A 22,319-nucleotide genomic window follows, 5' to 3' on the forward strand; every position below is an offset into this window, starting at 1 on the left:
GACTTTTCCTCCCGGAAGAATATTTCTTCCGGTGAATATGGATATTGCCGTCTCCATATTCTTAAGGAGTCCCTATGATTCACACGAAGTTAGTTATTTCTAACTTCAATTATTGTATACTAACTTTATAAAAAGTGCAAGGTGCTTGGCGATTAGGTTTTCTCATTACTGCGGCGGATTACATCTTGAGCATGGTTCCAGTCCCATACTCTTCGCCTCTGACAAAGTCACCTCATGGTCACTCTTTTTTAAATAAGAACAGCCTGCCGAATGATATTTTGAACCGGTGTCTGTAATATGTACCATAACAGAACTGCTTTCGCCGGCTGAACTGCCGGCTGTACCGGCAGCTACACCAGCATCACTGCTGTCTGATGATGTAGTGCTGTCTGCTGTGGAATTATTTGCTGTACTATCACTGCTTCCGGTAGGTTCTCCTGCTTTCCAGCTTTCTGATGGAGAACAGTTCCATGTTATATTTGTACCATCCGATGTTGCTACGATTGTACCCTGTTCATCGGTACGGAACACGGATATGCCTGCTGCCCGCAGCCGGTTCAGCACCTCTGCATGAGGGTGGCCATATTTATTTCCTTCACCGGCACTGATTACCACATAAGCCGGTGATACCTTATCCAAAAACGCCTGACTTGTGGCTGTTTTACTTCCATGATGCGCCGCCGCATAGACATCTGCCGAAATATCAATTCCATTATTTAAAATGTCCTCTTCCGCTTTTTCTTCTGCATCTCCGGTAAAGAGGAAGCGGTTGTTGCCATTCTGCACCAGCACACCCACCGACCAGTCGTTCATGTCATTTCCATAGTCTGCATTTGGCGCCACAATGGTAAAGGTTGCTCCTCCAAGGGTATAGGTCTCTCCTACCACCGGATAAGTAGTCTGATAACCCTTGGACTTCATTGCCTGCACCACATCATCATAGGTTCTGGTGTCATTTGCCACATCCGGCATGATAATTGTATCGCAGTCAAATTTATAAATTACTACATCCAGTCCGCCAATGTGGTCTGCATCCGGGTGTGTTCCTATGACATAATCCAGTTTTTCTACACCCTGGCTCATAAGATAGGACTGTACCGTTGTTCCTTTGTCATTATTGCCGGCATCTATCAGCATGTAATGACCATCACAAGCTATCAAGGTAGCGTCGCCCTGCCCTACATCTATGAAATGCACCTGCATCTGTCCGGCGGAACTGCTATCTGTCTTATAGGTATTACTGATGACTCCCTCGGTAACAAAATCCTCCGTATCACCGTCCGACTCTGTATTGGTATTGGTCTCAGTTTCTGTTGCGACCTGCGATTCTGTGGCAGCGGAACTTTCCCTACCAGGATTTTCTTTCTTATTATCGGAATGATTGCCGATTGCTCCGGCTATCATCAGTACGAAAACAATAATTGCTATCCATAATTTCTTATTTCCAGATTTGGATTTCATTTTCCTAACTCCTCCATTTTTCTTAAAAATTCTTTTCTATTATAATATTTTTTTTATGTTTTTTCCACAGAAAAACACTCCAGCCTAAGCCAGAGCGTCATCCCACTTCCATATTAAACTACCTTAATTTACTTCATAATATTTATTTCTTTTATATTTCTCAGTTACTTTACTAGGTGCCACATTTCCGACTCCTGCACAGCCATTTTTTCGGCTAGATGATGGTTGCTTTTCTGACTCTGTTATCGCCATCTTTTCAAACGCCTTATTATCAACTGGCTGTAAACCTATCTCATCAGATGGAATCTTTACATATAAATGATTAAGTTTTGAAAATCCACCGAATCTGCGAACCAATAATCCCTCATCATCTAATTCTTTCAATGTTGTTTTTACAGAAGATTTGCATTTGCCGATTTGAACAGACAATTCATCTATTGGAAATATCAGATAAACGTTTCCATACTTGTCTATCCAGCTATTCTTTCTCGATATCCGCGCCTGGTCATACAAAATCATATAAAGGAATTTTGCAGTTTGAGAAATTCGCAGTTTTAGCAAAAACTTCGGAAACCGGAAGTACTGAATCATCTGCTCTGACTCCTTCATGTATTCATATTTCATTCTTTTCTCGCCTCATTTCTGTTTCTAACTGTTGTAAAAATCATTTTTATGCCGGCTAAAAAATGTTCTTACACATATATAAAAGATGAAGGGCATAAACACAGGCTCTTGATAAAAATTTTTTATTTTTCCTGCAAAAAAATACCCTTTCATTAATACGAAACGCTGAAAGGTATTTTTACAGCCCCTGAGGAAAACTTTTTTACTTTTTCAGTTAATTGAATATTTGAAAACAAAAAAAACACTCACCTATTCCAGTGATATGTCTTATCAAAATTTTCTTATTTTGTTGTCTGTGACGCTTACTCAGAAACGCTTGCGTATCTGCTAAAATGTAATCGCCTGCAATTATATTTTCACGTGGGTGTGGGGGCGCTTTCTGCCCCCACTCAGAAAATATTGCTAAAATACAGTTTAGATTTACCATACATACAAATTGGAAGTTATCTATTTCTCCTCTTCGTTAAGACCTAGTCCACTACATATTACTTGCTATCCCTGATACCTTATTCTTTCAACCAGCGTTTCCTTTTTCAGATTACTGCTTAAAACGCAGGAAAGTACAATCTGCAACAGACCAACCAAAAAAATCATAATACAAATTGGTACGATTGGAACATGATAGATATTCATTCCAAATATTCCATTATGTTTTGCATAGGAAAAAAGTGTATAGCCGAGCGGCAGACCAATAATCAAAGCTACGCATATGGTGCCAACCGTAAAAATCAGTCCCTGTAACTGCAGACATAAATTTAATTGTTTATTTGTCATACCCACAGCCTGTAATATACCATATTCCTGCTTTTTTGTCGTAATATTCATGATCATGGTATTCGCCATATTCATAAACCCGATGAGTCCCACAACCGCCATAAACAGATAACAGCCAAGCTTCATCATGCTGCTTGCAAATTCGGCAGATTGTAACTGCGCATGATAAGTATCCATTTTTATATGCGAAGTATTAGAAATCAAAGTATTCAGACTTTGTTCTACAGATGCCACATCTTTTTTATCACAGTCCACCCACAGATAGCCATAGGCTGTTCCTCTCGGATTCATGGAACGATATACACCTTCCGGAATGACAAGATAAGTGTCCGCACTTACAAAAGATCCTGCAATCTTTCCCTGATAGGTATAGGTTCCACTTCCATTCTCAAAGTCAAATGCAATGGATTCACCCGGAGCATATCCATCTTGTTCCATCCACGTTGACCAGCCAAAGAAAATATCACCATTCTTTACCGCCTGATCATAGTCCATAGAGCCAATATCCCCTTCTTGGCGCATAAAATCAAAATCCTTTTTACTCACAATAGTAGCCGGATATCTTGTTCCGTTCAGATTTACAGAGACAATCTCTCTCGTCATGACATCTGTTACTCCCGGAATGCTTTTGATTTCTTCAATCAGCGAATCATTCAATGGATCATCCGTCAGAATCGTATCCAGATTATTCTCCGGATATCTTTCATCATACTCAGCAGAATAGTCAAGCTGCAGTTCAAATTGTCCATGATTAACGGAAAGACGTGCTTCATGCTCCGTGTCAATATTTCCCACATAATTAGAGATAATCACAAACAGTACGCAAGAAAAACCCATTGTGAGGATAGTACCAATAGTTCTTTTGGGATTACCCGTTACATTTGCCATTGCCATAGAAAACACGGTGACATTTTTTCTGCCATTTCGTTTTCCTTTTTTTTGTGTTTCTGCATTTTCTAAATACCGTGTTGCTTCGATAGGTGAAATCCGTGAAACAATTTTCATTGGTTTACGCAGTGCCAAAGCAACGGTAAGAAATGATACGAAAATACAGAGAAGCATAACAGGCAGGGAAAACAGAAGCACCTGCTGATTTTGGGCTCCCATAGAGCCAGTTTGGGTTGATACAAGGTTCCCCTGTTCTACCAGCCAGTTAAAACCGCATTTTGCAATCAGAAAACCAAGAAGCAATCCAACCGGTATTGAAAAAAATGTCAAAAAAATGCCCTCTCTGAAGATCAGTTGTTTCATCTGCTTTTTTGTCGCTCCCAGAGCCTTGATTTTTCCATACTCCTGTATCTTGTTGGCAATACCGACCTGAAAAATATTATAAATGACCACAACAGAGAAAAGTACAATTGCAAGAATCAAAACCCCGCATACCGCAATCGTCTCATAACTCGGCTGCAAGACCCATTGCAAATAGAGATCATTGACAATAACGTTTTTTTCTTCGATCCCACAAGATGCTGCAATCTGCTTTATAACCGGTTCAATATTATTCATAGATACATTTGCAGAATCATTTAAAGTAAAATAAATATTATACTGTCTGTCATTCTCTGCGACGTGCTCATCATAAAACTCCTGTGACCCGAAAGCAACATAAGATGCCTCGATGGTATACTCATCCCGGTCATATAGGATTCCGCTGACAACAAATTCTTCCGGCTTATATTCTGACCGCATCCCTGCACGGTAATCCAGTGTAACCGTATCTCCGACCTTTACATCATCATATCCCATTGCACGAAAAAAAGCTCTTCCGGCGGCAATTTCCTGCATTTTTTCCGGATACTTTCCTTCCTTTAACTCATATTCATTATTATAGGGAAGCATTTTTCTTACAGTCTCATCCATGCAGACAAAACCGCCTTTTTCGTTGCCTTTTATGATGCCTTCTGTACACATAATTCCTATTGTATCTATTTCTGCACGGCGGTTTACTTCTTTTAACTGCGAGGCATCTTCTGCGACAAACAAACCATAATTGCTTCCATATGAGCCTGCCGCCTGACTTTTCTGTAAACGGATCATTCCATTTCCCACAGTACTGATAATCACAAGCAGCATCGTAGTCAGACATATGGACATCATAATCAGTATACTTCTTGTCTTGTTCTTTTTGTCATTGCTATATGCAATCCTGCTTATTGTCTTCATCTGAAATCCACCACCTGTCCGTCCTCAATTACCAGAATACGATCAGCGACCTGTGCAATTTCGTCATCATGGGTAATCATTACAATTGTCTGTCCATATTTTTTTGCTGTCATCTTAAGCAGGGCGATTACCTCATCACTGGTCTTGGAATCAAGATTTCCTGTCGGCTCATCTGCAAATATAATTTCCGGACGATTCACCAGTGCTCTTGCAATTGCTACTCTCTGCTGCTGTCCTCCGGATAACTGATTTGGCAGATTGTAAATCCTCTTTTCAATCCCCAGAGTTGCAATGATATCATTTACATACGCTTCATCCACTTTTCTTCCATCCAGCCCCAGTGGCAGTACAATATTTTCCCAGACATTAACAGATGAAACCAGATTAAATGCCTGAAAAACAAATCCGATTTTTCTTCTGCGGAAAACAGCAAGGGCATCTTCCTTCATCCTGTATAAATCTTTCCCCGCTAAAGTAACACTGCCTTTTGTCGGAGTATCAAGCCCTCCAAGCATATGAAGTAATGTACTTTTACCGGAACCTGACTTTCCAACAATTGCGACAAATTCTCCCTGCTCAATCTGAATGCCCACCTGATTAACCGCTTTGACCTGATTCTCACCTGCGCCATAAAACTTACAAAGCTGCTTGGTTTCTAATATCACACTCATGTGTTGCCTCCTTTTCAATTCTGTAAAGTGTACCTTTTCAGCACACTTTCTTTGCCTGTTTATATATTTGGTCATTCTCAACCTACATCCAAATTGTATCAGGATAATCTTTCATTTCACTTTCAAAAAACGAGCAGAAGTCTTACAGAATTGTAAGATTTCTGCTCACTTAAAATTTAACCAACATATGGTAATTGAATCACAAACATGCTTCCTTTTTTCTTTTTGCCGGAGGTTACCGTAATCGTACCTCCGTGTTTTTCGATAATTTCTCTCGATAGAAAAAGTCCAATTCCTGTACCACTCTTTTCCATGACCTCCTTGGAACTTCCTCGGTAAAATCGTTGAAAAATTTTGTGATACTCATTCTGCGGAATACCAATTCCCTGATCCTCAATTTCCATTCTTACAAGATCGTTTCTTTTTTGTAACCGGATAAATATTTTTGAACCACACGGACTGTACTTGATTGCATTATCTAAAACGTTAATCACAGCTTCACCAAGCCATCTTTTATCCTGCATAACCATGCATGTTTCCAGCTCTTTTGCATAGTCAAAAACGAATTCCATTTCTTTCTCATCCGCTTTAGGATAAGTACAGTTCACAGCAGATATGACAGTATCCATAAGCGGAAGTTTTTTCTTATTAATCTGAATCAGTCCAGTTTCCATCTTGGATATTTCAAGAAGCGACTGCAATAATGTCTCCAGTCCATCCAGAGCACTCCGACAACGGATACGAAACTCCTCCTGTTCTGTGGCACTTAAGTCATTCTGCATCAGCACACTAAAACATGTATCCAAAGCTGCAACCGGTGTCTTTAACTGGTGAGAAATATCAGAAACCATTTCTTTCGTGTTCTCTTTTTCTGCCCTTGCTTCTTCCTTTAGCAACTGAATATGATGTCCGATTGCTTCAAGCTGGTCATTCAATTTTTCCAGTTCTGCATGATTTTCCGTTTTCAGTAAATCATCAAATTTATTTTCACGGAATCTGATCAGAATTTCTTCCAACCGGTCTAAAATTTTTTGATGACACGCATCTTCTTTTTTCTTCCAATAAAGTAAAAAAGTCAAAAGAAATACGCATATCACAGTGCTTACAGCACCGGTCACCATAACCTGATGCCGGAATTGCGAATAAAATGCATTCCCTTTATTCCCCCAGTATCCATATTGCTCCAATAATCGCCTTCCCTGTTCGTTCGTTTCAATATCCTTATCCTTAAGCAATTCCGAAACAGCATCCAGCCCGGAAAATTCTTCCTTTGCAGCAATCTCTGCCATAAGATTCATTTTATATTTATAATCTTCATAAAACACATACGTGGTAAAGCAATTTAATATTGCAAACAATAATATGACAGGTAATACCAGGGAGAGCACTACTGTAATCTTCTTGCGATATCTCTTTGTCACTGCCTTACCTCCTGATTCCATATATACCCAAGACCTCTGATATTCTTTATATAGACCGGTGCAGCCGGATTGTCTTCGATTTTCTCACGGAGTCTTCTGATATTGACAGCGATTGTATTTTCATCCACAAAATCCCCTTCCAGATCAAACACATTTTCCAATATTTGTGTTTTTGAAAGAATCTTTTTCGGATTCTGAAGAAAAAAAGTCAGCATTTTCAACTCCGTTTTTGTCAGACTGATTTCACGACTCTTTATCAGGACTTTCATTTCTTCTGCAATAAATACGATATCTCCCGAAATCATCTTGCCGACTTCCGTTTTCTCCTGTCTGCGGCGGAAATGTGCTTCTATTTTCAAAAGAAGTACCGAAAGACTAAACGGCTTTGTAATGTAATCATCTGCCCCTGCTTCATATCCCATAACCTGATCCATCTCCTGATCTAGTGCTGTAAGGCAAATAATGTATGTATTATAATTGCATCTCATCCACCTTACAAATTCCAGTCCATTCCCATCCGGAAGATTCACATCACAAATAGTAACATCCACATTATGATCACTTGCAATTCTTTTCGCTTTTTTCACTGATTCTGCTGAAAAAACCTCATATCCGGATTTTTTCAGCGAGAATGTAATTCCACGATTTAAATTTTCATCATCTTCAACCACAAGTATACCTGGCATAGCATATGCGCCTCTCTTTATTAACTATTCTCCTCGTTGCAACGCACAAATTCTTTCCAACTTCAATTCTGCATTTTCTCTTTACCTGCGAAATATACAGATTGGAAACCTTCATGCCGGCATTATGTTCAGCCACATACTTCTTTATCTCATCATATGTAGCCTTAGTCTCTGCAGATGTTATATCCATATCATCAAGTTCAATCGTGACATTAATGTAATCATCCGGCTTTTGTTACAATTGGGACAAAAGAACCACAGTCTCAATATTCCCCTGAACTTTGATTTTATACTGCATAGCGAAAGTATGCAATAGGTTTTCAAAGTGGGGTAAAATTTTACCCACCTCAAAATTAACCCTATATTGTAACGTATTCCATGACAATGTTCTTTTTATAAATTCACTATACCACTAGATATCCAGTTTACAAACGTTTTTCGCAATATTGATTTGTATAAAACATATTTTCGTTGAAACTCAAAATATAATGGATCGCTAAATGGATTGACATCAAATTCAAACTCAAAAAACGAAAAGTTTCCTGCATGAAACAATTTTGAGCGAATACCATATAGAGAATCAAGTTCTTCTCTGGTAGCATCTGAATTATATTTCATTACAAAATTTGTAAATCCTATGTTACCCTCCGTTTTTGACAAAGCTTCAATACTGGCAACCATAAAAGATATTTCAATAGAGGCATCATCTGTACCTAACACCTTACTTTTATTATAAAGCCTGCAAGCATTTCTGAAATATTTATATTTTTCAGAGTCTTGCTTCTTATACTTGCCAATACCTCTAAAATAGTTTCTGATTTGTCGAGGTATTTTTATTGGTTGATTGGAATAATGAATTTCGGCATCAATTTCTTCTTGATATTCATCCGTATTTTTCATTCGCTCCTTAATTTTATAAATCCGATGGCTGCTAAAAGTTTCCTCTATTGATGATACATTTCCAGTTTTCATCTGAACCAATTGAGGTCCATTATTTGGATTAATAGAAAAGTAACCATTCATAAAGTTACATTTCTCAACTTCCTTTTCCGGACATAGCCCGTTCATGTTATCTTTTATAATCAATTTCAATTCTGGATCATAAAATGCAGTTCTAAAACGTTCACCAAATAAACATTTTTGAGTACCTATATATTTAGTTCTTATAAAATTCATAAATTTTGATGTTGGTTCATAAAAACCAATGTCTAACAAGACAGATAAGAAATTACAAAACTCTGACACCGTATTGTTTGCTAAAGACCTTGCTCTTTCGAAATTTCGTTCCTCAAGTTCTATATCAAAACATACTATATGCTCTGTCATTGGCTCATCTTTTGGTATTATATTTAGAGTATGAAAAGCAATTTTATAATCTCCATTGAATTCATAATATCCATAAATAGGTGTAGTATTATAAATTATTTTGTAATTTCGTAATGTGAATTTACTTTTTTTCTTATTTACTGCATCTAATAATCGTCCCTTTATCTCTTCATGATAAAAAAGTTTCAAATCCAACTCATAGTTAGTTGTATCGCTAGAATCTTCCGGTTCTACACTAAGTTCTATTTTATGAAGTAGTTTTTTATCATACTCGATTTTTATATGAATAATCACCTGATGCTCACGAAACACTCTATGAGTAATACACTCTAAGGTAAACATTCCTTTACCCTGATCATTCAAGACTAATGTTTCTTCATCAAATTCCATCAATAATTCTTGTAAATCTTTGATATAATTTTCTTGCATTATATCGTAGTTTAATTCTTGGGTAAAATTGTACATTTCATCACCTCCAACCTTACATTTCTTCAATCCCATCTTGTAGTAACTAAGGCTCAATAATACTTTTGCGAAAAAGTTTCCTTTCGCCAAAATGTATATCTCCCGTTCTCCAATGCCTATCCCCTGGGGTAAACCTCCGGTTATATCATCACTCTACGGAAACAGAAACACACATCCATTTTATTCCAAAAATCGCAGAAACCTTTGGCTTAACAGTGATAAGGAACTAATTTACTTATCAACTGTTAGCTGACGGTTTCCGGGGTGCATACGGACAAATCCCGTCTGATTTCTAACAGGAAGTCAGACGGGATTTTCGCTTTATATTACGAATTATGGAGGACATACCATGAAAACCTTAATATCTTGTGCCTACAATATGGATAATTGCTGTGTGGAAGTGAAATTCAGCGACGGCAGTATGATTGCGATTGACACTATCGTCGTTGAGAACGAGATTGCTGACAATATGTATCAGCGGTCAGAGCTGGATTATTTGATCTACAACGCTCCTTTGGAGTATGCAGACCTTATCTTGAACGGCGATCCCGAAACCTATTTGAAAACTGTAACAGAATACAAGCCTTGGGATAGCTGACAACACGCTGCCCGCAGGAGAAAATCCTGCGGGCGTTTTTCTGTTTATATTATTTCCCTCCGTTGGATCTCAATTTAGGAAAGAAGATGACAATCTTGAAGCTCTTTCCCCACTGGGAAGCTGCTTCCAGATGAAGATTTAGATCGTCGGCCATCTTCTTAACCAGGTAAAGTCCCATACCGGTAGCCTTCTTTCTGCTGTCAGTAGAATCCCCGGTAAAGCCCTTTTGAAAAATGTACGGCAGATTATATTTTTTTACGCCAATGCCGTTATCTTCAACAGAAAGGATATCTGCAGTCTCCGAATGTATCACGGAAATTGTAAGCATGGGACTATCGCTGCTATATTTGATGGCATTGCTAACGATTTGTCCCAACATAAACTGAAGTCCTCTACGGTCTGTATAGACTGTTTCAGATTGCAGTTTGTTGAGAATGACAAAATGCTTCTCTTCAAGAAGTGGGGCATAGTCCTCCAGAACTTCACCCAAGCAGTCATTCAAATTGACATCCTCAAATCGGTAATCCTTTGTACTGCTCTTCAACCGGGCATAGTACAGCATCTGCGTGACATCCTCCTGAAGCTGACTGCGGACATAATCCAGCTTTGCTTGCAGGGAAGGAGAGATTTCATCGTTCCGGTTATCCAAGAGCATGGTCAGCAACGATAGGGGCGTTTTCGCTTCATGTGCCCAGCCCTCCACGTATTCTTCATAGTCCCGTAGGGCATCCGCCATATTGTTACTCTCGTTTTTGTATTCCCGTAAAACCGAAGCCAAAAATCGGACAGATTCTCCTTCTTTCTGACTAATGGCACTGAGCAGCCGTTCTTCATTGCAGATGGTAGGATCACTGAGGAAATCTCGGAACAGTTCCATGTGGGTGTTCTCCCTCTTGTTTAGTACAAACAGAATCGCTGAAAACAAAAGGATGCTCGTCAGAACTACTAACCCGATCAAGGTTTGAAATACCTGAATGTCAGAAATCCAAAGAATGACAGCGCAAAAGCAATCCACGCCCAGCAGCAACAGAAGCCAGGGGTAGTACCGTTCTATCATGTGCCAAAGCTGCTTCATAGAGACACCTCCGCTTCCAAACGGTAGCCCATTCCTCGAACTGCAACGATTCGCTGCTTCATTTCAAGGGCGGACATCGTTTTTTTCAGCCGGGTTAGGTTAACCTGCAAGGCATTTTCATCTATGTATTCCGTGGTTCCCCATAGTGCCATGCAAAGCTGCTCCGTCGTGACCAGAGCATCGCCGCCGGACAAAAGAGCGACCAACAGTTTTCCCTGATTTTTTGGAAGCACCACAGAGGTATTATGAATATAAAGCGTGTAGGTCTGCTGGTCTAACAGGAAATCTGGTCCCTCTATGAGATTGGTACGGCCTTCATACCTTTTGAGAATATTGGATACCCTGGCAAGAAGTCGATCTTTTCTGCACGGCTTCGTCAAATATTCATCGGCACCCAACTGGAACGCTTGCAGTTCATCCTTTACCTGATCTCTGGAAGTCAGCACCAGGACGGGGATAGCAGTTTTATTCTTTAGCTCCTGGCAGATTTGAAAGCCACTGATCTCCGGCAAGTTCAGGTCTAAGATCACAAGGTCAGGGCGGAGGGCTGCCAAGAGCCGAGCGGCATCTTCAAACTCGGTAATTGCCTCCACAAGATAGCCGTCCTTTTGGAGCATATCGCAGAGTTCTTCCCGCATATAGACTTCATCTTCCACAACAGCAATTCTTTTCATGACAGCACCTCCTTCCAAATTATTCTTCTCTCTGCGGCTGCATCAGTGTCAGCAAATACCGATCACTGGAGCGCTTGACCACTCTCATATAAATATATTCTATCACGCAAAGTAGTAAAATCATAGCAGCAGATACAAGCAGCATTTCAGACACTGTCCCACGGGTTCGGGACGAGAGTATCCCTGTAAATAACGCCCTGACTCCAAACAGACTGCTGACAGCCGCAACCAATACAGGAAGTCCCATAAACCAGGTAATTTGCTTTCCAGCAGACTGGCAAAGGGTTTCGTAAGTAGCTCCCAGGCGGATCAGGGTCTGGTATCTGCGCCCGGTTTTCTGCTGACTCATCAGGAACTGAACACCCACGATGGTGTTGGCAACTACCAGGAAAACAATCGCAAGATAGAGGGTAATATAACTGGATGCTATGGTGTAGAAAAGCTGACGACCTATATTCTGAAGATAGCTTTCATATTCAATGCCAGTTTCGTCCAGCTTCTCGTTCAAATCCAAATATGCAGTCATAAGGCTATTTCCATCCAGAGCCTGCTCACTGAGCACCGCATTGACATAGGTATCATACATTCCCTGGCTATAATATAGGAATGCTTCATCCGGAAGAATCAATGCAAAGGACAAGGTTATAGAACGGTCCGTGACCAAATTCACAGACTGAACCTCTCCTGTAAGATGAATCGGACTACCATCCAGTTCCACCTTGGGCTGTCCGGCCAATACTTGGTTCAGCATTGCGGTACGACTTACCGTAGTAAACTCTGTATCAATATAGACAGCGGCCTCCTTTTCGCCTAATTGGAGAGCCGGTTTGCCGGACAATTCCAACAAACGATTATAGTCCGATAAACAAATCAAATATGGGTATGTGGCATAACCAAGATTGTTCAGAAGGACATCCCGGTCTTCCGACTGGGGCAGGCTCCGAAGAGAGTCCATAACAGCGTCCATGCTGTAGGCATTATCATAATCTTCTGTGGTGCGAATACGCCCAACCCTCATTTCAAAAAGCTCTGAAAATTGATTTTCCAAACCGTTTTCTTTCAGGGCTGCCTTTATATTCGGAAGAACCTGCGATGAATCTTCTGCAGTATGATCTTCAAAAGTATAGTCGATTACATGGCCAGAAGACAGGCTATTCGTTCCTGCAATTCCTACGCCCGCACCAAAACAACACAGCGCCGCCAGAATCAGCAGGGAGCTGATGGCCATGGAGGTTGACTGATGAATAACATTCTCCTGAATCTGCCGGAAGGTAAATACATGAAGCTGCTTATTTCCTTTTCCTTTCTTAACAATCAAAGCAATCAGCGCACGCATCCCATAGAAAAGCAGCATCGTACCAACTATGCCCAACAGCAAAGTCAGTCCCATCATACTTACCTTTGTCCATGCAATTCCCTGAATCGCCATGTAGTAAGCCACTGCCAACATCACACTTCCGCATATAGCAGCCAGTCCATAGATAACAGATGGCATTTGCTTTTTGGGGCGGTTCGTTGGCTGGGATAGCAAAGTACCGATCTCCTGGCGGCTGATTCGTCCACTCAAAATCAGAAGTGCCGTCAGCTTAATTGCCAGAAATCCTGCCAGCGTCCATTCAATTGCAGACCAGGATAAAGAAAACTGATGACCGATGATCCCCATGCCTACCAGCTTGGCGGTGACAAGACTGACAATTTCTGAAAGCACCACAGCCACAGGTAAGCCTATGAGCATGGCAAGAATACTGGTCAGGAAATCTTCCGCCAGAAGCATACCAAACAGTTTACTTCTACGCATCCCCAACATTAGATAAACACCAAACTCATGCCGTCTGCGCTCGAACTGATACTTGCAGGCAAAATAGATCAAAAAGAACAGAATACCGAGGGTCATCCCATAAAACGCAGGAATCAGAAGCAGGAGTTTGTCAACTGCGTCACTCTCCATTTTCTGCAAAAAGAGCATCACATCTTGAGTGGAGATGGAAAGAATCATGTAAAAGGCAACAATAGAAATCACCAGGGAGCTGAAAAACAGACCGTTTTCCTTTCGGCTGCGGTGGCTGTTCCGAAGAATGAGATTAGAGAACATTTGCGCTGCCCCCTCCCAGTTGCGCCATCACCTTCAGGATGCGCCCGTAGAACTCCTGCTGGCTTTCGTCTCCACGCCGAAGCTCATGAAAGATCACGCCGTCCTGGATGAACAGAATGCGCTTGCAAAAGCTGGCGGCATTGGAATCATGGGTTACCATCAGGATCGTAGCTTGTTCGTCACGATTCAGGCCGGACAGCTTCTCCATAAGACTTCTTGCGTTCTTAGAATCCAGCGCACCCGTCGGTTCATCGGCAAGGATCATTTGGGGATGTAAGATCAGAGCCCTTGCTGCCGCAACACGCTGACGCTGGCCGCCGGACATCTTGGACGGAAACTTATCCAGAACATCAGTGATTTCCAGATAGTCAGCCAACTGCTTCAGCCGCTGGCTGCTTTCTGCTTCGGATACCCCATGCAAGGAAGTCGGGAGCAGGATGTTTTCCCTGCCAGTCAGGTTGTCCAGCAATTCAAAGTTCTGGAATAGATAACCAACTTTTTTGCCACGGTACTCTGCAAGAGCCTTTCCCTTGAGGGATTGCAGAGTATCGCCTTCCACCTGAATGCTTCCACCTGTGGGTTGAATCACAGTCGCAATACAATTGAGCAGTGTGGATTTACCGGAACCGCTGCTTCCCATAATGCCGAGAAACTCTCCCGGCATCACCTGGAAGGTGATCCCATTCAGTGCCTTTGTTTGACTTGGCACATTGCCATAGATTTTTGTTAAATTTTCAATATTCAAAATGGGTTTCATGTGAATACCTCCTATCATTTGTAATAAAATGATAGCATGGGAACACAGCAAATACCACTTACAGTGGTTGTAAGGATTCAAGATATAAGTGGCGGCTCAAGGGGGACGAGCATATATTTTGTAAGAGCATCAGGCGACAATGATAAAATATACCGGATCGCCTCCTTGGCAAACCAGTTCGTTTTAATTGTATCCCAATCAGCAAGTCGGATAATCTCTGCTGTGCCGTTCTCAAAATCAACTGAAATTTCGCCCCATTCGCCGTCGCAGTCTGCTTGATATTCGTAGATTGCGGCGGCGATTTTCTTTTTGCGCTTGGTTTTGGTTTTCTGTTTCAGCCGGACAGCATGGAGCGCACCTTCGGCAACCAGCAGTTCTGTCAGTTTGTCCACCGCTTTCCGGTAGGCTCGCTCTGCACCGCTGGCTGTGCTGCCCTCAAACATAATCGCCAATTCTTCAAAAGTGGGGCGGTTCTTCCATGAGCCAACTCGCCCGCAGGTCATACAGATTGCTAACCGTTTTTCGAGCAAGGTCTGTTCCCGGTAATTCAGCTTCTCAAATGCCCGCTGTACCTTTTCTGCTTGTATGCCGTTCCAGAGGATATCGGTATAGTTCCAGCTATCGTCAAGGGCTATATCCTCGCCTGTTTCCTCGCCGTCCTCGTCCGTTATATAGAACGGCTGCTGGTTGCGGATTCCACGGACAACTTTCAGATATTCTTCCGCAAGAGCAAGGTCGCAGTTATACTTCTTGGAAAACTGGTTGACCGCATCTTTGGTGTTATGGTACAGCCACGCCATTGATCGCACCATTTTGTAATTGGTCAGAGAGGATACCGACCATTTTTCTTCGCCCATGCGGAAACGGAGCATAGAATCCCAGATGAACGGATAGATGTATGTAGCATACTCCGCACCCTTGGCAGGATCATAGTCCATCAGCTTTTGGAGCATTTGCTCCCGGCAGGAGATCTTTATATCGATAAATCGGTCTGTGTCGTACAGATTGCCGCCGTCCACACTGAGAAAGCCTTTGATGCGCTTGTTGAGCTGCGTTTCGTAGTGGTGCAGAAAGAACGAAAAATATAGCAAATTCTTTTCCCGCAAAGCAGACAGGATATATTCATTCAGACTGTCCACCGCTGGCGGTTCCGGTTCCAGTTGGAAGATGCGCTCTGCCACATAGGGGATGATGCCGTCACCGTGTGGATTAACTTGGTGCTTCGGTATGTATCCGGTCATGTTCCACGAAAAATCATTTAGCATAGCGCACCTCCCTTCTAAGTAATCAGCGGGAATAATTAACCATAATTCCAAGTTTGTCTTGCAGCATTTATATTATCCAGAAGAACAGATGCAGGATTTGCCTCGTAATAGTACGTGCTCATATCCAAAATGCCTTCTTCCATTTCACCCCACTCTGCTGTGCGAGAAACAAAGATTCTATTATATACACACCAATCGCATGTGGTGGTGAAAGCAGCAATATCTGCAAAGTCTTTTGGAAATACAATTCTTCTTCCATTTGATGTTGGCTTAAGATAGTTCTCCATTATTTCTTTGAAATTCTTCAGATCATAATCCGTAGCGTTTTCCAAAGCTTTACAGACAATCAATTCTTCGTGCGTGAATTCTGTAAGTGTTTCTAAATGGTTTGCAAGAATTAGACCATAAATAACGCAAACCTTTGGGCATTCTGCATTTACGGTTTGTTTGAACAGATTGGCTACGATAATAGCCTTTTCCGGGCTGGAGTTTACATAGTTGTAAAGCTCGTTCAATCTTCTTTCGAGATTAAAGCCAGATGCAAGACCGTTCAGTAGATGGCCGAGTTTGAAGGTATTGTATTCAGATAGAAGATCATTTCCTATTCCGCCTACAATTCCCGCAACTGGGTTTACTACGCCCAACACACCAATAGAGCCAGAACGGATTATTTTGGTCATAGGATTGTCCATAACCCGGCTAAGCGCATTCCCAATATCAGTTAAATCATATTTCTGTGCCATTACATATTCCTCATTTCGTCCGTAATTTTGCTTCTTTCTTCAAAGCAGCCTGTCCCATCTCTTTTTCGTAATCACCTTTGGCATAGGCGACATTGCTCAGCGCTCGAAGCATTTTATCCTTTGCCAGCTTTTTCATAACCTCTGCAAGATCAGCGTCCAGAGTACCACGCTTCACATAGCGGTTTATGGTGTTCAGCCGTTTCTCATAAATCTGTTTCACCGGATGATCGTCCGCAAGCTCCCGTTGTTCTCTGCCTTTCAGGTTGCCGATCTGTCGGCAAGTGCGGTGCAGCTTGTCCCCCGGTGCATAGCCGCCGCAGTATTTGGTGTGCCTTGCGTTGGTGGTGAGGAACCACTTGCCGCAGATTTTGCATTTTTTCGGGGCATGACCAACACATAAGCCCTCAAAAAGATCAGACCGGAACATCCCTACAAAGGATACATAGTGCATCCGCTTGACCAGCTTCGCAACTTTTTCGCCGGGACGGATGACCGATATATACTGAACGGAATTATTCAAAGTAGACATCCAGGCATTGCCCTCCGTGATAGAGAACTCCGGCGGAAAATAGTCGCCGAACATTTTTGCAAAACCCTCTGCGGTGCGTTCTGCTTCATTGCCGTCTGATTTTTCTGCAAAATCAAGCATGGCCGTTTGGTATTCCCCAAGGGAGTATGCCAGATGCCCGAAAACTGCGGTATAGCGTTGGAGCATCATCGCATCGGCAAAGTTCTGGATTTCTTCAAATTGCAAAGAATTGGTTGCGGCTTTTATGGCAAACTCCACATATTTCAGCGCATTGTCCACAGTAAAGACTTTTTCAATCCGTTCTCTGTGCTTTGAGATATTCATATAGGAGAACGGCGGTGTTTGACTGAGAATATCAAGCATCGTCAGAGCAGCTTCCGTTGCAATAGGACAGAGTGCAGAAGCATCCTGTCCGGCGTTTAATATTCCAAGCAGCAGATTGATTTTCTCGCATTGCTCGTTCATCTTTGCGATGGTATCCGCAGGGACATTCAGCGCATCACAGGCAAGAGCGCCGACAGGAAGTGTTTTTCCCTCATATATGACCGTATCCTGCCAAAAATCCAATGTCATCAGTTCTTGGTTCATGCTTGCCCCTCCTGTCCTGTTTTTTCATTTTCTTAATTCTATCATGCTAATGTAAAGAAATCTACATCTATCCATAAGTTGTCCTGTTTTTTGAAACGGGGTTGTCCTCCGATTAGCCTGTTTTTTGAAAAATCCGGCATAACCATAGTAGAAGGAGCCAAACCCCTGCCAATCACGGCGGGTGTTTCGTGCTTTCTAAATACTATGAACGGAGGTTTTTCTATGACAATCTATGAAATCATCAAGGCGGCAATCAGCGTAAAGCAAGCCGCAAAACACTACGGGCTGAATGTCAACCGCAATGGTATGGCTTGCTGCCCGTTCCACAACGACAGGCATCCGAGCTTGAAGCTGAACGAGGATTATTTCTTCTGCTTCGGCTGCGGAGCCAAGGGGGATGTAATCGACCTTGTGGCAAGACTGTTCGATCTGAGCAGTTATGAAGCAGCGCAAAAGCTGGCTGCGGACTTCGGGCTTGACCCGAAACCGCCCACTGCCGCAGCTATGGTCAAGCCAAAGCGTCCCTATATCCGTCAGTTCCGGGAGAATGAAATGCTGTGTTTCCGGGTGCTGACGGATTATCTGCATCTGCTGGAAGATTGGAAAATACGATACGCACCCAAGACACCGGAAGATGCTCTGGATGACCGTTTTGTGGAAGCCTGCCAGATGCTTTTGATTTACAATTCGGTGCAAAGGCTACTCCCCAAAGCGGAGCAGATGCACCGAACAGTGAAAAATCTGCTTTCTCCAAAATCGCTTTCATTTTGTGAGTGCGATACTCTGTCCATACAGGCATATATCCCACTTTGCTGTTCCGTGGGATTTTGTCTGAAACAGTGAAAACACCCATTGTTTCGTAAACTGGGTGCATGGTTTGGAGAAGCACGATTTGGTGAAATGGTTTCGTCCTGCGGTCAAGAACTTTGCTGTTTCCATTACCATTGATTTTCAATGCCCGAAAACAGGTCAGTTCTGACAGCTGATTATTCCTATAAAAAAGGAAAACAGGTAAAACGCTGTGTACATACATACAGAAAACGAAAGACAGGAATCAGTCCTGCCATTCCTCCGGTACGTACGTACATGGCGAAACGTCGTAAAACCCGTTTATATTAGGTCGTGCCACAGCTTCCACACCCATAAATCCCCATACCCGCCGTCCGGCTGAGTTGGTGATGTTGTTGCAATGCTCCAAATTAAATTTCTTTGCATTGGCAACCATGGCATCGCTGAAGCTGCGGGATTTCAGAGGGGCAAGGGAGTTTTCCTCACACCACAGGCGATAGATAGCGTAAAAGTCCTTGGAACTGATGGACGCATCCGCCTTGCGCCGGATATATCCCTCGGAATCCATGAAGTCAAAAATGTTGTTATTGTCACGCTTGACCGCTTCCCGGTTTTCACGGATGCGGTCGCTCTCCGTAAACTTAAAGTTGTTGGCAACAAGCCGCTGCAAGCCTTCAAATGCCCAGAGGAAAATCCCCTCGGCTTCGGCTTTCATCTTCTCTGCAAGATTGGGATCGTCGGCTCTGTCCACGGGCTTTTCCTTGGTAGTCAGCACAAGCTGTCTACGGTAAAAACCATCGCTACGGTCATACAGGGCTTGCAGATCGCCATTGCTGAATGCCATCAACCGGGCGAACATCCAGCCCTGATAGCTCTGTTTACCTTTGCGTTCCAAATCCATCTTGCCCTGTGCGGTTACAATGGATTTTACATAGTTGGTCTGGCGCAGAGCTTCCATCCGCATATCATCATCCACGCACAGCAGGATGTGTTCCAGATCGGCACGGGCGAAGCGGTTTTCGGAAATTTTACCGATACTGCCGTCTTTCATATTCGTGCCGAATATGGTGGACAGCACTGCACCGATTTGAGATTTGCCCTCGCCGCCGTTGCCCTTAATCACCATCATGCGCTGCCCCTTGTTGGAGGGAATCAGGCAGTAGCCGATAAACTCCTGCAAGGTGGGAATATCTTCTTCATAGAGCAAACCGTCCAAAAAGTTCAGCCACAGAGCAGGTGCAGCAGCGTTTGGATTGTAGGAAACAGGCAAGCGGCTCTGTACGATTTCCTTTTTCCCCTCGATAAATCTTCCATCCAGCATGAGCGTTCCGTTGGCAACATGGATGCGGTCAGGCTGGGGAGGAAGATCCTCAACCATGGCTTCCAGTTTCAGCAATTCCATGATGTTTTTGATCTTCTGCGGTACGCTGCTGATGGTGTAGCTTTTCAGCTTTTCGTAGACCTCGCCCCGCAGGACAATATCATCCGTTACCCGTCCATTGGGCGTAAAGAAAGCCCTGTTTGCAAAGATGATTCTGCTCTCTTGCAGAAATTCTTCACAAAACAGAGCTTCATTGATATTCTGCCCATCAAACCAGACAGGCAAATTCATATCAGGCGTTTTCCGGTTCTTCGCCATGGTGTGCCACCTCCTTTTTCTTTCGTGCAGTGTACTCTTTCAGAAAGTCGATATACCCGTCCTTCATCAGTTTGTCCACAACAGCTACACGCTGTTCCAATTCGCCCACGGTCAGCACATCTGCCATATATTCGATATGGCAGTGCATCTGGCAGGCTTCCACAAAACGGTCATCATAAGGCTCGTCCGGTGTCTTTGGTGCATAGCGCACTTTCCAATCCTCCAACAGATGCAGATAATCCGTCAGCACCCGGAAACACAGCATTTCATCCTCCCGGAACTGACGGATATAGGGACGCTTTGGCTTGACCATAGCTGCGGCAGTGGGCGGTTTCGGGTCAAGCCCAAAGTCCGCAGCCAGCTTTTGCACTGCTTCATGGTTACTCAGATTGAACAGCTTTGCCACAAGGTCGATCACGTCTCCCTTGGCTCCGCAACCGAAGCAGAAGAAATAATCTTCATTCAGCTTCAAGCTCGGATGCCGGTCATTGTGGAATGGGCAGCAAGTCATACCGCTGCGGTTGACTTTCAGCCCATAGTGCTCGGCAGCTTGCTTCACGCTGATCGCCGCCTTGATGTTTTCATAGATTGTCATAGAAAAACCTCCGTTCATAATAGTCTGGAAAGCACGAAGCACCCGCCGTGATTGGCAGGTGCTTCGCCCTTTCTACTATGGTTATGACGGATTTGAAAAAAAGCAGGCTAAAAGCAGGACAACCTCATTTCAAAAAACAGGACAACTTATCTGATGATGTAGATTTCTTCACATTTGCATGGTATAATTAGAAAAGTGAAAAAACAGGACAGGAGGGCAAGCATGAATCAAGAACTGATGACATTGGATTTTTGGCAGGATACGGTCATATATGAGGGCAAAATATTTCCTATCGGTACTCTTGCCTGTGATGCGCTGAATGTTCCTGCGGATACCCTCGCAAGAATGAACGAGCAATGCGAGAAAATCAATCTACTGCTTGGAATGTTAAACGCCGGACAGGATGCTTCCGCACTCTTTCCTATGGCAAAGGAAGCTGTGCTGACAATGGTGGATATTCTCAGCGAAACGCCGCCGTTCTCCAATATGAATATTCCAAAACATAGAGAACGGATTGAAAAAGTCTTTACTGCGGACAATGCGCTGAAATATATGGAGTTTGCCATAAAAGCCGCAACTAATTCCTTGCAGTTTGAAGAAATCCCGAACTATGCCGATGCAATGATGCTCCAACGATATACTGCTGTATTCGGGCATCTGGCATACTCCCTTGGGGAATACCAAACCGCAATGCTTGATTTTGCGGAAAAATCAGACGGAAATGAAGCAGACCGTACCGCAGAGGGCTTCGCCAGAATGTTCGGCAGCTATTTCCCGCCGGAGTTCTCTATCACGGAGGGCAATGCCTGGATGTCTACCCTGAACAATTCCGTTCAGTATGTATCGGTCATCCGTCCCGGCGAAAAAGTTGCAAAGCTCGTCAAGCGAATCCATTATGTATCCTTTGTGGGGATGTTCCGGTCTGATCTCTTTGAGGGCTTGTGTGTCGGTCATGCACCGAAGAAATGTAAAATTTGCGGCAAATGGTTTCTGACAACCAACGCAAGGCACACCAAATACTGCGGCGGCTATGCGCCGGGGGACAAGCTACACCGCACCTGCCGACAGATCGGCAATCTGAAAGGCAGAGAACAACGGGAGCTTGCAGACGATCATCCTGTTATCCAGATATACGAAAAGCGGCTGAATACCATAAACCGCTATATCAAGCGTGGCAAACTGGATGAGGATTTAGCAGAGGTTATGAAGAAACTGGCGAAAGATAAGATGCTCCGGGCAAAAAGTAATGTCGCTTATGCCAAGGGAACTTATGAGAAAGAAATGGAACAGGTTGCTTTGAAGAAAGAAGCCCAAAAGTGCATTTGAATTTGTTAGGAGGAACAGTCAATGAAAATAGGATTTTTGTTTTTCTTGGTTTTCTGTA

General features: G+C 42.9%; 19 protein-coding genes and 1 pseudogene. 3 read left to right on the forward strand and 17 right to left on the reverse strand.

All coding sequences use genetic code 11. From position 1 onward, the window contains the following. Window positions 1-165: 165 nt before the first annotated feature. From DXB39_RS09985 to DXB39_RS10025, 8 genes and pseudogenes are all read right to left on the reverse strand, one after another. On the reverse strand, window positions 166-1,461 hold the full coding sequence (locus DXB39_RS09985) for a ComEC/Rec2 family competence protein (RefSeq protein ID WP_117841790.1): 1,296 nt from the start codon (window positions 1,459-1,461) through the stop codon (window positions 166-168). A gap of 123 nt (window positions 1,462-1,584) precedes the next feature. Continuing rightward, the gene (locus DXB39_RS09990) at window positions 1,585-2,085 is read right to left on the reverse strand and encodes a replication initiator protein A (RefSeq protein ID WP_117841789.1); all 501 of its coding nucleotides are present in this window, start codon (window positions 2,083-2,085) and stop codon (window positions 1,585-1,587) included. A 492-nt stretch (window positions 2,086-2,577) separates the two neighbouring features. Continuing rightward, window positions 2,578-5,022 (reverse strand): ABC transporter permease, encoded by a 2,445-nt coding sequence (locus tag DXB39_RS10000; RefSeq protein WP_117841788.1) that lies wholly within the window; start codon window positions 5,020-5,022, stop codon window positions 2,578-2,580. Next, complete coding sequence (locus DXB39_RS10005) at window positions 5,019-5,693, reverse strand: ABC transporter ATP-binding protein (protein WP_117841787.1); 675 nt, start codon at window positions 5,691-5,693, stop codon at window positions 5,019-5,021. Before DXB39_RS10005 ends, DXB39_RS10000 begins: the two co-directional genes overlap by 4 nt. A 176-nt stretch (window positions 5,694-5,869) precedes the next feature. Beyond that, a complete protein-coding gene (locus DXB39_RS10010) occupies window positions 5,870-7,135 on the reverse strand; it encodes a sensor histidine kinase (protein WP_117841786.1) in 1,266 nt (421 codons plus the stop codon). Further along, window positions 7,111-7,800 (reverse strand): response regulator transcription factor, encoded by a 690-nt coding sequence (locus DXB39_RS10015; protein ID WP_117841785.1) that lies wholly within the window; start codon window positions 7,798-7,800, stop codon window positions 7,111-7,113. The genes DXB39_RS10010 and DXB39_RS10015 overlap by 25 nt, the downstream gene beginning before the upstream one ends. A gap of 49 nt (window positions 7,801-7,849) precedes the next feature. After that, window positions 7,850-8,071: pseudogene (locus DXB39_RS15265) on the reverse strand (23S rRNA (uracil-5-)-methyltransferase RumA); the annotation flags it as partial. A gap of 122 nt (window positions 8,072-8,193) precedes the next feature. Beyond that, complete coding sequence (locus DXB39_RS10025; protein ID WP_117841784.1) at window positions 8,194-9,681, reverse strand: hypothetical protein; 1,488 nt, start codon at window positions 9,679-9,681, stop codon at window positions 8,194-8,196. A 259-nt stretch (window positions 9,682-9,940) separates the two neighbouring features. On the opposite strand from DXB39_RS10025, the gene DXB39_RS10030 reads away from it, so the two are divergent. Further along, a complete protein-coding gene (locus DXB39_RS10030; RefSeq protein WP_033121501.1) occupies window positions 9,941-10,189 on the forward strand; it encodes a DUF6061 family protein in 249 nt (82 codons plus the stop codon). Window positions 10,190-10,238: 49 nt separating this feature from the next. Here the strand turns inward: DXB39_RS10030 and DXB39_RS10035 are convergent, their stop codons facing one another. From DXB39_RS10035 to DXB39_RS10065, 7 genes are all read right to left on the reverse strand, one after another. After that, a complete protein-coding gene (locus DXB39_RS10035) occupies window positions 10,239-11,264 on the reverse strand; it encodes a sensor histidine kinase (protein ID WP_055228679.1) in 1,026 nt (341 codons plus the stop codon). Then, window positions 11,261-11,938, reverse strand: coding sequence for a response regulator transcription factor (locus DXB39_RS10040; RefSeq protein WP_055228678.1), 678 nt, complete (start codon window positions 11,936-11,938; stop codon window positions 11,261-11,263). The genes DXB39_RS10035 and DXB39_RS10040 overlap by 4 nt, the downstream gene beginning before the upstream one ends. 19 nt (window positions 11,939-11,957) lie before the next feature. Further along, entirely contained in the window at window positions 11,958-14,030 is a 2,073-nt protein-coding gene (locus tag DXB39_RS10045; protein WP_055228677.1) for an ABC transporter permease, read from the reverse strand. Continuing rightward, window positions 14,020-14,787, reverse strand: coding sequence for an ABC transporter ATP-binding protein (locus tag DXB39_RS10050; protein WP_033121505.1), 768 nt, complete (start codon window positions 14,785-14,787; stop codon window positions 14,020-14,022). Before DXB39_RS10050 ends, DXB39_RS10045 begins: the two co-directional genes overlap by 11 nt. A 77-nt stretch (window positions 14,788-14,864) precedes the next feature. Beyond that, window positions 14,865-16,052 carry a hypothetical protein gene (locus DXB39_RS10055; protein WP_033121506.1) on the reverse strand — a complete coding sequence of 396 codons (1,188 nt, stop codon included), beginning with the start codon at window positions 16,050-16,052 and terminating at the stop codon, window positions 14,865-14,867. A 35-nt stretch (window positions 16,053-16,087) separates the two neighbouring features. Continuing rightward, window positions 16,088-16,795, reverse strand: a complete 708-nt coding sequence (locus DXB39_RS10060; RefSeq protein ID WP_055228676.1) for a hypothetical protein — start codon at window positions 16,793-16,795, stop codon at window positions 16,088-16,090. Between the two features lie 10 nt (window positions 16,796-16,805). Further along, a complete protein-coding gene (locus DXB39_RS10065; RefSeq protein WP_033121508.1) occupies window positions 16,806-17,912 on the reverse strand; it encodes a DUF6076 domain-containing protein in 1,107 nt (368 codons plus the stop codon). A 222-nt stretch (window positions 17,913-18,134) separates the two neighbouring features. On the opposite strand from DXB39_RS10065, the gene DXB39_RS10070 reads away from it, so the two are divergent. Then, window positions 18,135-18,755: a CHC2 zinc finger domain-containing protein gene (locus DXB39_RS10070; protein WP_243006022.1), complete on the forward strand. Its 621-nt coding sequence runs from the start codon at window positions 18,135-18,137 to the stop codon at window positions 18,753-18,755. A gap of 211 nt (window positions 18,756-18,966) precedes the next feature. On the opposite strand, the gene DXB39_RS10075 is transcribed toward DXB39_RS10070, so the two are convergent. Further along, window positions 18,967-20,340, reverse strand: a complete 1,374-nt coding sequence (locus DXB39_RS10075; protein ID WP_117841783.1) for a DNA primase family protein — start codon at window positions 20,338-20,340, stop codon at window positions 18,967-18,969. After that, window positions 20,315-20,935, reverse strand: a complete 621-nt coding sequence (locus DXB39_RS10080; RefSeq protein WP_117767770.1) for a CHC2 zinc finger domain-containing protein — start codon at window positions 20,933-20,935, stop codon at window positions 20,315-20,317. The genes DXB39_RS10075 and DXB39_RS10080 overlap by 26 nt, the downstream gene beginning before the upstream one ends. 222 nt (window positions 20,936-21,157) lie before the next feature. On the opposite strand from DXB39_RS10080, the gene DXB39_RS10085 reads away from it, so the two are divergent. Next, window positions 21,158-22,261 carry a DUF6076 domain-containing protein gene (locus tag DXB39_RS10085; protein WP_055303620.1) on the forward strand — a complete coding sequence of 368 codons (1,104 nt, stop codon included), beginning with the start codon at window positions 21,158-21,160 and terminating at the stop codon, window positions 22,259-22,261. The last annotated feature ends 58 nt before the right edge of the window (window positions 22,262-22,319 follow it).

The organism is Roseburia sp. OM03-7AC (genome assembly GCF_003462625.1).
Lineage (GTDB): Bacteria > Bacillota > Clostridia > Lachnospirales > Lachnospiraceae > Roseburia_C > Roseburia_C amylophila.